At 61.3% G+C, this 11,795-nt stretch carries 7 protein-coding genes; all 7 read left to right on the forward strand.

Annotated elements, in window-relative coordinates:
* Positions 1 to 438 precede the first annotated feature (438 nt).
* The 7 genes from OHL12_RS09855 to OHL12_RS09885 all read left to right on the forward strand — a co-directional run bounded on the left by OHL12_RS09855 (position 439) and on the right by OHL12_RS09885 (position 11,794).
* A complete protein-coding gene (locus OHL12_RS09855; RefSeq protein ID WP_263413648.1) occupies positions 439 to 3,708 on the forward strand; it encodes an Ig domain-containing protein in 3,270 nt (1,089 codons plus the stop codon).
* A gap of 110 nt (positions 3,709 to 3,818) precedes the next feature.
* Positions 3,819 to 4,691 carry a glycosyltransferase family 2 protein gene (locus OHL12_RS09860; protein ID WP_263413649.1) on the forward strand — a complete coding sequence of 291 codons (873 nt, stop codon included), beginning with the start codon at positions 3,819 to 3,821 and terminating at the stop codon, positions 4,689 to 4,691.
* Positions 4,692 to 4,741: 50 nt separating this feature from the next.
* The gene (locus OHL12_RS09865; RefSeq protein WP_263413650.1) at positions 4,742 to 6,562 is read left to right on the forward strand and encodes a hypothetical protein; all 1,821 of its coding nucleotides are present in this window, start codon (positions 4,742 to 4,744) and stop codon (positions 6,560 to 6,562) included.
* Between the two features lie 106 nt (positions 6,563 to 6,668).
* Positions 6,669 to 7,523, forward strand: a complete 855-nt coding sequence (locus tag OHL12_RS09870) for a hypothetical protein (RefSeq protein WP_263413651.1) — start codon at positions 6,669 to 6,671, stop codon at positions 7,521 to 7,523.
* A gap of 47 nt (positions 7,524 to 7,570) precedes the next feature.
* Complete coding sequence (locus tag OHL12_RS09875; RefSeq protein WP_263413652.1) at positions 7,571 to 8,692, forward strand: glycosyltransferase family 4 protein; 1,122 nt, start codon at positions 7,571 to 7,573, stop codon at positions 8,690 to 8,692.
* On the forward strand, positions 8,689 to 10,539 hold the full coding sequence (locus OHL12_RS09880) for a glycosyltransferase (protein WP_263413653.1): 1,851 nt from the start codon (positions 8,689 to 8,691) through the stop codon (positions 10,537 to 10,539). The genes OHL12_RS09875 and OHL12_RS09880 overlap by 4 nt, the downstream gene beginning before the upstream one ends.
* A 121-nt stretch (positions 10,540 to 10,660) precedes the next feature.
* Complete coding sequence (locus tag OHL12_RS09885; protein ID WP_263413654.1) at positions 10,661 to 11,794, forward strand: glycosyltransferase WbsX family protein; 1,134 nt, start codon at positions 10,661 to 10,663, stop codon at positions 11,792 to 11,794.
* Position 11,795 lies beyond the last annotated feature (1 nt).

Genomic DNA, 11,795 nt, shown 5'->3' on the forward strand with positions numbered 1-11,795 from the left:
ATACACAAGCAGTGCGAACGGTAGTCGAAGTGCCACATTCCACTACAGCCAGCCCGTCCGGCTCAGAACAATTCGCCCTTCAGCAGTAAAAACGCCTCACCCGATGCAGAAAGTTGTTCCGTTGTAGATGTAGTCCAAGACCAATACAGTAGGAGTTGTACGAGTAAACCTGTACGTCCTTCTCTCATCTGCTGTGTAGGTGCCGCCCAAGTTAGAAACAGCGGCTGCGCCTCCAAGACAATTTGCACGCGCCGTACCTGACCTGTTCTACGCCAGGCCCATGAGACCTGGCCAAACAGCAACGTCCCCGGCTGCGCTTACCGCATTTCGATTCGGAAATGTGCGCCCATTTGTGCGCTCTTTTTCCGAGATCGACAGCCCGCGCAGCCCAAACACGATGGAGAGAAAAAACTGATGTTCAACCGGAATAGGAACACGTTGTTCGGAGCAAGTGCTGTGCTGTTGCTCGCCGTGCTCCAGGGATGTGGCGCCGGAATGCCGAATGTCGTGGAAGCCGCGGAGCAGACCGCGTCCTCAACCGCCCTCACGGTGCAAACCCCAAATACCGTTCCCGGCGTGCAGCTCGGTAGTGGTTCGATCACGGTCACTGCCATGGCGGGCCAGAGCTTTGCGTTCCCAATGCAAGTCATCGGCGGCAAGAGCCCGTACCAGTGGAGTGTCATCTCCGGCTCTCTGCCGACCGGCATTTCCCTCACCAGCAGCGGCAACGTCAGCGGAACTCTCGCCGCTCCGGGCACCTGGACCGCGACCATCCAGGTCAGCGACAGTGCCAAGCCGCCCAAGGTGCAGCAGGAAATCGTCACCTTTAAGGTAGCGCCCCGCGCGCTTGCCGTGACGACCACTTCCGTCCCGGGTGGACAGGTGAACTCTGCCTACAACGCGCCTCTGAAGGCCGATGGCGGTACCCCGAACTTTACATGGTCCCTTGAGTCGGGCAGCCTGCCCACAGGTCTCTCGGTCAGCCCCAGCGGAGCCATCATCGGAACCCCGACCAAGGCGATGACCACCACCTTCTCCGTTGCGGTATCGGACTCCGGCTCGCCCGCGCAGAGAAAGTCGCAGAGCATGACCCTCGCGGTCACAGAGGCTCCGATCGTGGTCACCTCCACCAGCCTGGGCAACGCGCAACAGAACTCCGCGTTCAGCGCCACGCTGCATGCCACCGGTGGCGACGGCACCTTCGCATGGTCACTCAACTCTGGTTCTTTGCCCGCCGGTCTCGTCCTGAATAGCAACGGCACCATCACCGGCACGCCCACCAGCTCCGGCCCGTCCAACTTCTCCGTCGCGGTACGCGACGCGGCGCAGCGCACCACGGCCAACCTGTCGCTGGTCGTCGCACCGGCCCCGCCGCCGCTCACGGTCACAACGTCCAGCCTCAGCTCTGCCACCAACGGCAACGCGTACAACGCCGCCCTGGCAGCCACCGGCGGAACGCCCTCGTATACCTGGAGCCTCGGCTCCGGCAGCCTGCCTGCGGGCGTCACCCTCAGCAGCTCCGGCGTGCTCAGCGGAACTCCGACCGTTTCGGGCAACTTCACCTTCACCGCTGCCGTAGCCGATCAGAGCTCGCCAGCCCTCCACACCTCCAAAGCGTTCACCTTGGCTGTCGCCAATACTCCGCTCACCATCAACACCGGCAGCTTCACTGCAGCACAAAACAACGTCAGCTATGCCGCTCAACTGTCCGCCACCGGTGGCACCCAGGGTTACACCTGGTCCATCAAGTCCGGCAGCCTGCCCGCAGGCCTCACGCTGCAAGCCACCACGGGCGCCATCACCGGCACCCCGTCCAGCAATGGCAGCTACACCTTCACCTACCAGGTAGCCGACAGCGGAAGCCCGCAGCAGACCGCCTCCGCCAGCGCCACCATCACCGTGGGTGCAGCACCCGCCGCACTGACCGCCGGCACCACTTGGTTCGTTCGCCCCGATGGCGGCAACCGCTACGACGCCTCGCTTTATACCCTTGGCCAGTGCGACGGCAAGGCCGACGCTCCGTACCCTGGACACGGCTATAACCAGCACTGCGCTTTCTCTGACCTCCGCTACATGTGGATGGTTGGCACCTACGGCAACGCCGGATGGGTCATGCAGGGCGGAGACACCCTGGTGATCGAAGGCTGCAATGCCCTTCCCTCTCAGCAGAACCCGGACGGGACTCACTGCCGCATCGGCTGGGACAAAGCAACCGGCAACGATTCACAGAACTTCTGGGGCGCCGGCGTCAGCGCATGGTGGGGTCTCTCCATGCCGCCACCGCCCAGCGGTACGGCCACGCAACACACCCGCATCCTGGGTGCCTGCGCCTACGGCAACTACTCCTGTAACCCGGTCAACACCTACCCGTACACCAACAACAACCTGACCCAGATCTACGCCAGCTTCGGGTCCAACATCGCCATCTTTCTGACCGGCTCGCAGTATGTCGATCTTGAAGGCCTGGAGATCACGACCCACAACGGCACATGCGCCCGCTACGGCACTACCAATCCGCTGCCCGGCTGCAATACTGGCGCCAACCGGCCGCTGAGCGATCAGGCAGACCAGGCAATCGCGACCGACAACACCAGCGCCAACATCTTGTTGCAGGACATTTACATCCACGGCTTCAGTTCCAACGGCATCGGCGGTCCCATCGGCGGCAAGATCGTTGCCAACCGCGTCAACATCTCCTTCAACGCCTTCGCCGGCTGGAACTTCGACGACGGGCACTCCACCAACAACGCTCCCGGTTCCTCGCTGGAACAGCACTACGTCACCATGGTCGGTAACGGCTGCCAGGAGGAATACCCTATCGTTCACACTCAGTTCCCTGCGAAGGGTTGCTGGGACACCACCAGCGGAGGCTTCGGCGATAGCTGGTCCGGTCAGCAGGGTGGCATGGATTCCTTCTCCTGCGACCACTGCTACATCGCGTACAACAGCAAAGACGGCGCGATGGGACCGCATACCCTGATCGGAAATCTCTCGCTCACGAACTCGGCTTGGATCGGCAACATGGGTCAGAGCGGAAAGTGGGGGCAGGGTTCGAACGCAACCTTCCTCTTCCAGAACAACGTCGTGATCGGCAACTGCATGCGAATGTCTCAATACCTACCGGGAGCGGCTCAGAACTTCGACTCGCGGACAGGACTTACTGGGTCTGGGCTGTCGGGCTACTGCCGCGCAGCAGGACCGCTCATCGACTACTTCTCGGGCGCCAACTCGACGGTGCAGTTCGATCACAACACGGTGGTCACCTATCAGCCGACGATCTTTGAGCCTGGCTGCTTGAACCCGGGAACCTGCGGCACCTCGCCGATCAACTTCACCAACAACATCGTTCTGGCTTACACCAGCAGCTACGGCATCTCGCCCTTCAACCCCGGCCAGCAGCCTGGACTCTTCTACAAGGACGACAGCAGCGTGCCGATCCAGTCCTCTCACAACATCTGGTACGGCATCAAGAACGACTACAGCACCTGCGGCAACAACGGAACGCTTTGCACCGATCCGATGCTCGCCGGCGAACTGCCCCAGGGTGGCTTCACCACGGTTGAATCGGCCCTGGACAACTTCAATTTCCGCCCCGCTCCTGGCAGCCCGGCGATCGCTCAGGGCGTCATGAATGCGCTCACACCGTTGCTCGACTTCTTCGGTGTGCAACAGACGGCAACGCCAACCATCGGCGCGGCAGTGCAGTAAAGCTCCACCGATTTCGCCCAGCAACGGGCCTGTATATACCATTGGCCTCGGGATCCTAAACGATCCCGAGGCTTTTCCTTTTCCGAGTCACACCCGAACTTGCTCAGCCCATGAATCTGTCTGGCCTCAAATCTGTCTTCCTCAGAAGCTCGCCGCTCACCCGTGCGGCCGTGCGCCTCATGGCTGGCCCCGGCCCCATCACCATGCTGCTTCTGGTGCGTGATGAATCCGACATCATCGCCGAGAACATCCAGTTTCACCTGGGCCGCGGCATCCAGACGTTCGTGGTCACCGACAACGGGTCCACCGACGGAACGCGCGACATCCTCCGCGATTTTGAACAGAGTCTCGGCAGTTCCTTTCTCGTCCTCGACGATCCGGAACTCGCGCATCTGCAGGCGCAGCGCGTCAACCGCATGATCGGCCTTGCCCGCGAACGCTTTCATCCCCGCTGGATTCTTTCGGCGGATGCGGACGAATTCTGGTTTCCTGCCAGCGGCAGTTATGCCTCCGAGTTCGACGGCCGGGCAAACATCCTCGACTGCTACTGGCACAACTTCCTGCCGCGGCCAAACACCGCATGGCAGGACTTCTCCGACATCGGGGAGATGCCCGGCTATCATGGCCGCATGAAGAAGACGCTCTGCCTGGCTCGTGGCCTGCTCGGCATGTACGCCGGCAATCATGAGGCACGCACCATTCCGCACGTCGAGGCGCGATCGGAAAACATTCGCGTCTACCACTATCCCGTCCGCAGCTACCAGCAGTTCGAACGCAAGGTCATCCATGGACATCGCGCCACCGTGAGAGCCGCCGAGCATCAGAACGTCGCGTGGCATTGGCGCGAGTACTACCAGGCCTGGCAGGAGGGCCGGCTCCCCGAGATGTACGCGAGCCTCGCCGCGAACAACCGTGTAGCGGAAGACAGCACGATGGCTGAGCTCTTCGGCAAACTCAAGCCAGGCGGACACCCAAAGGCCTAAATGCCGGGCTGATACGCTTGGTACGTTCTTCACTCAGGAGTTGCACCTTCATGGGGTCAGCGCGGCGCATTCTTCTTGTCAGCCTTTTCTCGCTTTTCGCCCTGCCGGCTTTCGCCAAGACCTGGTTCGTCCGGCCCGACGGAGGCAATCGCTACGACGCGAAGGAGTACACAGCAGGCCAGTGTGATGGCAGGGCCGACGCGCCGTATTCCGGGCACGGCACGAATCAGCACTGCGCCTTTAGCGATGTACGTTACATGTACATGGTCGGCACACCGGGCAACGTTGGGTGGGTAATGGACGGCGGAGACACGGTTGTCATTCACGGTTGCCGCGCCCTCAAGTCCCAGGAGCACGGCGATGCTCCTCACTGCCGCATCGGGACGGACACGGACAGGCTCTCCCGCGATCCGGACGATTTCTGGTGCAACAACACCCAGACCTGCTCGATCCCGTCGCCACCCAGTGGCACACCGGCTCAACACACACGCATCCTTGGCGACTGTGCCTACGGAACGTATCGCTGTCATCCCGTCGACAAGTACCCCTACACCGACAACAATCTCACGCAGCTCTTCGGTGGTTATGGCCTGGGTGTCACCTTCTACCTGAATGGAAGCAAGTACATCGACATCGAAGGCATCGAGGTGACCACGCACAACGGGAAATGCGCCCGGTATGGCACGATGCACCCGTTGCCGGGCTGTGTTCGCAATCCTCCCTACAGCGATCAGGCCGACCAGGGAATTACCACGGACGAGAAAACTTCCAACATCCTGCTGCAGGATGTCTACGTGCACGGATTCAGCAGCAATGGAATGACCGGCGCGATCGGTGGCCCGATCACGCTCAACCGCGTCAACATTTCGTTCAACGCCTTCGCTGGCTGGAACTTCGATGATGGCAAGCCCACTCCAAATGGCCCGCACTCCTCCGTCGAGCAGCACTACGTGACCATGGTTGGCAATGGTTGCCAGGAGGAATATCCCATCGTGCATCCGCAGTTCCCGGCAAAGGGCTGCTGGGACTCACAGACCGGCGGCTTCGGTGATGCCTGGTCCGGGCAGCAGAGCGGAATGGATTCCTTTACCTGTGATCACTGCTACATCGCCTACAACACCAAAGACGGTGCCATGGGTCCACATACGCAGATCAAACAGATCGCTCTGACAAACTCTGTTTGGATCGGCAACATGGGCCAGTCAGGCAAATGGGGACAGATCGACGACTCATCGTTCCTGTTCCAGAACAACCTCATGGTCGGCAACTGCATGCGAATGGCGGAGCAGTTGCCGGGTGCGCCGCAAAACTATGACCACAACACCAACCTTCCTGGTTCGGGCCTCAGTGGCTATTGCCGGGCCGCGGGACCCCTCTTCGACTACTTCTCTGGCTCACACTCGAGCGTGCACTTCAACAACAACTCCATCGTCACCTACCAGCCAGTCGTCTTTGAGCCTGGATGCCACGATGCCAAACATTGCGGCACCTCTCCTCTGTATTTCACGAACAATATCGTTCTCGGTCTGATCGGATCGGCGCCATTCGGTAGCGGAGAATCGCCCTCCCTGTTCTACAAAGACGATGACAGCGTCACCGTGATCGGCTCTCACAACATCTGGGATGGTGTGCGAAACGACCTTGGCACCTGCGGTAAGGGCGGAACTCTATGCAACACCGATCCGCAGTGGGTCAACCAGCCAAAGACGCTCAAGCTTGCTCGGCAGACTCTGCTGGACAACTTCGACTTTCGGCCATCTGCCACCAGCCCTGCGAATCGCCGTGGCGTACCGGTCCCCGGTCTCACGACAGACATCCTGGGAAAACCTCGTCCAAATCCGCCTTCCATCGGCGCAATCGAGAGCCACTAACCTGAAAGTGGCAGGGTTCGCTGCCGCGCGCTCGTCCACAATGGATTGGACTTCCCGCTCCAGCGATGCTGGGTGCGCACGCGATCATTGGTAGATTGGATAGAGCATGACTGCAGATAACTCCCAGCTCGGCAAAGGCAACTGGGCTAACTTCTCCATTCCCATGGAACAGATCCAGACTGCCGCCCAGGAGTGGCGCGAAACGCTGAAGGACACTCCCAAGCCATGGCTCTGCTGGCACGTCAGCGATCGTTGGTGCGCTCTGCAGCAGAACCTGATTCAGTACGTCGGCTGGACCCCGGTCATTGGCTTCGACCCCCGCATGGGCCCGCCCAAGACAGTACTGCCGGGCTCCATCGTCATCAACTTCAATGAGCATTTCGGGCTCGACGTCATGTGGCCCCACTTCCCCATGGAGTTCGCTCACCTATTTACGGAGCGACTTGCCTTCTGGCATGCCGACCTGCTCTGCAGGCTACCTGTCATGGAGAAGCTCCGCGACATCTTCAATGCACTTCCCGACGGTGCCATCGCCGCCGTGCCCGACTACGGTGGCCGTCGCAACTGGCTGCGCTTCAAGCACCATCGCTATTGGGAACTGGCCGGATGCACGACTCGGGGTGCCAGCCAATCGCAGTTTGACCACGGCACCGGCTGGTGGAGGCACATGGCCGAGCACCCAAGCGTTCCGAATGAGGCTGAGCGGAAGCGCAGACGCACCTACTACTACGACTCCGGCGTGGGCATCATGTTCTGGAAGCGCAAGTTCGGCGGCAAGGTCGTAGACATCCCGAACAGCCTCGTGAACGAAGGCCACTGCACCTCGATCAACCGCAAGAACTATAAGCAGGTGCAGCCCGGCGGTCCGCGCAATTTAGGTGCGGAGATCGACATGAACTTCGACATTGAAGAAGTCGCGAGGCAGCTCGGCATCGCGCACCTGCTCCCAGCATCCGCATGACGTCTAGCGAACAATCGAGTTCCCCCGGGCTTAGGGTTGCGCACATCATGCCCTGGGCTGGCATCGGCGGCGTCGAGATTGCCACACTTCGCCTTGTTGACGCGACGAGGCACCAAATCGATCATGTCGCGTTCTGCATGCAGGACGCCAACGTTGCTCCCGCCTTTGCGGAACGCGGCATTGAGACGGTCCTGTACCAGCAGCCCGTACCGAGCCTGCGCCACTTCGGCCGCTTCTATCAGCAGTCCAAACTGGTTGCGTCCAAACTCCGCGACGCCGGTGCTGACATCGTTCATTTCGCTGAAATCAACGGTGCGATCACCTGCGGCTTTGCCGCAATGCTTGCAGGGGCCAAGCGCGTCAGCCATGTGCGCAACGTGTATCCGACTCGCCCGTTGTGGAAAGACTGGCTCATCCTTCGCACGGTTCAGGCATTCATCTTCGTGTCCAAACAGGCGAGGGACTTCTCACCGATACCAGGCGGCAAGCGCAAAGCGCGAGTCATCTACGACGCGGTAACTGTTCCAGCCCCCAATGCTGACCAGCAAACCTCTGCACAGCTCCGCAGCGATCTTGGCATTCCGGAGGGTGCGCCTGTGGTCGGCATGGTCGCCCGCGTCAACCCGCAGAAGGACTACCCGACTCTGGCCCATGCGGCCGCACTCGTGCTGCAGCAACGCCCCGACACACGCTTCCTCATCGTTGGCGACAAGAGTATGGTCGACGTGAATCGCGCGCACTACGAGGAAGTCTCCGCGCTGCTTCACAAGCTCGGCATCGCGAGCAGCTTCGTGTTTGCGGGGCATCGCGAAGACGTCAAGCCGCTCATCGGCATCATGGACTTTTGCGTCCTGTCGACGCATCGCGAGGGCTTCCCTCTCTCGATCCTCGAAACCATGGCACAACGCAAGCCCGTCATCGCTACCGAGGTAGGTGGCATCCCCGAGATCATTCGTCCTGGCGAGAACGGCTATCTGGTCCCGCACGGCGACGCGCAGGCCCTGGCGGACCGCATCCTCTCGCTGATCAACGAACCCGCACTCGCACAACGCATGGGCCAACAGGCCGCTGCCCTGGTCCAGCGGGATTACTCCCCGGAACACTTCGCCGAAGAGATCATTGCGGTATACCGCAGCTTGGTTCCGCGAGGCGTGCAGACTGCTTCATGAAGCCGCCCATCGGTTTCGTACTCGTCACGCATACGGCTCCCGCTCAGGCGATTCGACTGTGTCACCGGTTGAATCACATGTTCGGCGATCCGCCGATCGCTATCCATCATGACTTCGGCAAAGCCGCACTCAATCGGGCAGACTTTCCTGCTAACGTTCGCTTCGTTGACCAGTGGGTCAACAGCGGCTGGGGCACCATCGGCGTCGTCGATTCGCTCATGGCCGCCCTCCGTCTGCTGTACACAGATCGCAACGACGGCTGGGGCGACCCCGACTGGTTCGTCTCACTCAGCGCCGCCGATTACCCGATCCAAACCGCGGAGCACATCCTCCACCAGCTTCAGAACAGCAGCGTCGACGGCTACCTCGACAATCGCGAAATCACCTATGCCTCGTCTGCATACTCGTCGGAGCGGCCAGGCGGAGCCTTCCCCTTCGCGCAGCCACGCTACCAGCAGCTTGCGTTTCGCCGCTACGTGGCCATCCCGTACCTGCCGTATACCATCGCCCGCCGCTTCGACGTGCCTGCGGAACGGTACTGCTTCACGGCGCCCTGGCTGATCCGGCGGTTCACACCCTTCCACGATGGCCTGCGTTGCTTCGCCGGCGATGCCTGGATGACCATGCGTCGCAAGGTCGCCCACCTTCTGCTGGCGAACGATCCGACGTGGCAGCGATTGCATCGCCATTTCGCATCGCGCCCCTCCCCAGAGGAGGCGATCTATCACACTTTCCTGCTCAATCGAGCAGACGTGCGCCTCGATGCAAAGAACCTGCGCTACACCGATTGGCGCGGCCAGCACGCACATCCGCGCACCTTGGGCGAACACGACGTCCCTCTTCTGCTGCGCTCAGCCGATCACTTTGCCCGCAAATTTCCCGATGACGCGGCGCTACTGCAACGGCTCGATCAGCAGGTCGAGCAACACTCCACCTCCAGGGCCTACGGCATGCACCCCAGCGTCTCCGTCATCATTCCCAGCTACAACTGCGCTCGCTACCTTCCGCGCGCCATCGAAAGTGCTCTCGCGCAAACCTATACCGATCTCGAAGTCATCGTGGTTGACGATGGCTCCACCGACAACACCGCCGAGGTAATACAGCCCTACCTCGACCGCATTCGCTACATCCGCCAGGCGAACAAGGGCCTGCCCGGCGCTCGCAACACCGGCATCCGCGCGTCGCAGTCGGAGTTCGTCGCTCTACTGGATGCCGATGACGCCTGGCTTCCGGACAAGCTGGAACGCCAGATGCCGCGTTTTCAGGATCCGGCCGTGACCATCGTCTTCACGGACCTGAGCGTGGAGTACGCCGATGGCAGCACAAAGCCTTCCTTCCTCGCCGAGCGCCCCCTAACCTGCGAAGGCGACGTCACCGACGCCTACATCCAATCCCGCTTCCTGTTTCCATCCGCGATGGTGTTTCGCCGCGACGCCATGGAAGCCTGCCGCCTGTTCGACGAGACCATGCTCGCCTGCGAAGACGTGGAGCTGTTCACCAAGATGACTTTGCGCGGCAAAGTGGCCTGGGTCAACGAACCGCTCATGATCCGCACCGAAGGCACCGGCCAGAACATCACCGGCAACGGTGAAAAACTGCAGAACTACCTGATCCGCGCGTTTCACTCCTTGCTCGGCAACGAGCCCATGCCGCAGAGCACACGTCGCATCATGCACCGCGAAATCGGGCTCAACTACTTCTACCGCGGCTACACCCGCTGGAAACAGGGCAAGCCCGGCGCTCGCCACGATCTTCTGCAAGCCATTCGCTTCGGCCCGCAAGTCCGGCTCAAGGCCTTGCGCACCCTGCTCGCCACGTATCTAACACGCTCGGGGCGGGCTGCCTGACCCGTTCTGGTACGTCACTTCGCGCGTCTGCCAATGCTAGAATCGCGTTGGTTCACCCTAGGAAAGTCCGGCGGCTGCAGGTGGCCATGCGCTGCGAAGGCCCGCTATCCGTGTTCGCCCTATGAGCTCTCTCGCCGCCCGCATCATTGCTTTCTACCTGCCGCAGTTCCACCCCATCCCCGAGAACAATCTATGGTGGGGTCCCGGATTCACCGAGTGGACCAACGTCGCAAAAGCCAAGCCGCTCTTTCGCGGACATCGGCAGCCGCGTCTGCCGGCTGACCTCGGCTTCTACGACCTTCGCGTCCCCGAAACCCGCGAGCATCAGGCGGAACTTGCCCGCGCCGCCGGCGTTGAGGCGTTCTGCTACTGGCACTACTGGTTCGGCAACGGCCGCCGCATCATCGAACGCCCCTTTGAAGAGGTTCGCGACAGCGGCAAACCCGATTTTCCGTTCTGCCTCGCCTGGGCCAATCAGTCCTGGACCGGCATCTGGCACGGCAATCCGAAATCGCTCCTTATGGAGCAGACCTACCCCGGACGCGCCGACGAAGAAGCCCACTTCCGCTGGGCGCAGAAGGCGTTTGAGGACCCGCGCTACCTCAAGGTCGATGGCAAACCCATGTTTGTCATTTTCGCTCCGCACGACCTGCCTTCGTCGTCTGCCTTCATCGATCACTGGCGCGAGCTCGCCGCGCAAGCCGGCTACCCGGGCCTCTACTTCGTCGCCATCTCCAACCGCTACAAGCACGGCGTCGATCCCTGGCAGTCCGACTTGCTCGCTCCTTTCGACGCAGTAACACCGCTTGCTCCCCAGGACTACCTGGAGACCAAGGGCCGTGCCACGCGGGACACGAACTGGAACCGCCGCTGGAAAGAGCTGAATTTCGGCGAGCGCTTCAATCGCCGCAAGCCGAAATCGTGGCTGCGCCCAACCCGCATTGAGTACCGCGACGTGGTCGCGCACGCCATGGCTGACATGCCGCAAGGCGAGCGCTTCTTGCCGTGTGTTCTTCCCGGCTGGGACAACACGCCGCGCTCTGCTCACCGCGGCGTCGTCTATGAAGGCGAAACTCCGGAACTGTTCCGGCAGTACCTGCAAAAGGCTGTGGATCGCGTTGCCGGAAACACCCCGGAACACCGTATCGTCTTCCTCAAAGCCTGGAACGAGTGGGCCGAGGGCAACTACGTTGAGCCGGATTCGGTCCACGGCCACGCCTACCTCGACGTGATTCGCTCCGTCGTCGGCAACTAAA

It is taken from the genome of Terriglobus aquaticus, from assembly GCF_025685415.1.
GTDB lineage: Bacteria > Acidobacteriota > Terriglobia > Terriglobales > Acidobacteriaceae > Terriglobus > Terriglobus aquaticus.

What these genes read in the sequence shown, in the direction of transcription:
- OHL12_RS09860 (WP_263413649.1), top strand. Translation starts at nt 3,819, where the DNA reads ATGAATCTGTCTGGCCTCAAATCTGTCTTCCTCAGAAGCTCGCCGCTC.
- OHL12_RS09865 (WP_263413650.1), top strand. Translation starts at nt 4,742, where the DNA reads ATGGGGTCAGCGCGGCGCATTCTTCTTGTCAGCCTTTTCTCGCTTTTC.
- OHL12_RS09870 (WP_263413651.1), top strand. Translation starts at nt 6,669, where the DNA reads ATGACTGCAGATAACTCCCAGCTCGGCAAAGGCAACTGGGCTAACTTC.
- OHL12_RS09875 (WP_263413652.1), top strand. Translation starts at nt 7,571, where the DNA reads ATGCCCTGGGCTGGCATCGGCGGCGTCGAGATTGCCACACTTCGCCTT.
- OHL12_RS09880 (WP_263413653.1), top strand. Translation starts at nt 8,689, where the DNA reads ATGAAGCCGCCCATCGGTTTCGTACTCGTCACGCATACGGCTCCCGCT.
- OHL12_RS09885 (WP_263413654.1), top strand. Translation starts at nt 10,661, where the DNA reads ATGAGCTCTCTCGCCGCCCGCATCATTGCTTTCTACCTGCCGCAGTTC.